The organism is Peribacillus sp. P4_C12, from assembly GCF_056402095.1.
In genome coordinates this window covers 1-524 of the sequence record NZ_JBFUIB010001212.1, presented here as the reverse complement: position 1 = coordinate 524, position 524 = coordinate 1, and the positions used below count along the sequence as shown (strand labels likewise).

Below are 524 nucleotides of genomic sequence, written 5' to 3'. Positions count from 1 at the left end.
GACAACAGATGCATTACGAGGACCGGAACTAAAATAATTGCCGCCAATTCTAGCTGCCAGACCACTTATATTGATAATACGTCCCCAATTATTTTGGATCATATAAGGAGCAACAGCCCGGACACAACGAAAATAGCCCATATACTTTTCTTCAAAATCTTTCAAGATAAGCTCATCTTTAATGCTGTTAAATTCCTCTGGTTCATGGCCTCCTACACGGGCTCCACTGTTGATTAAAATATCAATGCTTCCCATTTCTGCTGCTGATTTTTCAACTAAATTTAGGATAGAGTCAGGATCATTGGTATCTGCCACGATTGGATAAATACTTCTGTTGGTTTCTTTGGCCAATTCGTCTGCTGCATTCTTTAGTGAAGATTCGTTTCTTGAACAAATCGTACAATCTGCACCTTCAAAAGCCAACTGACGGGCAATAGCTTTGCCAATACCCCTGCTTCCTCCAACGATAAGTGCTTTTTTTCCAGATAATTTTAAGTCCATAGTTCAACCTCCTGTTTCGAATT

1 protein-coding gene is annotated in these 524 nt (G+C 39.7%); it reads right to left on the bottom strand.

The genetic code is table 11. From position 1 onward, the window contains the following. Positions 1-501 (bottom strand): SDR family NAD(P)-dependent oxidoreductase (locus tag AC1DUW_RS32180; protein WP_477644632.1); only part of this gene is annotated, 501 nt, incomplete at its 3' end. Positions 502-524: the final 23 nt, after the last annotated feature.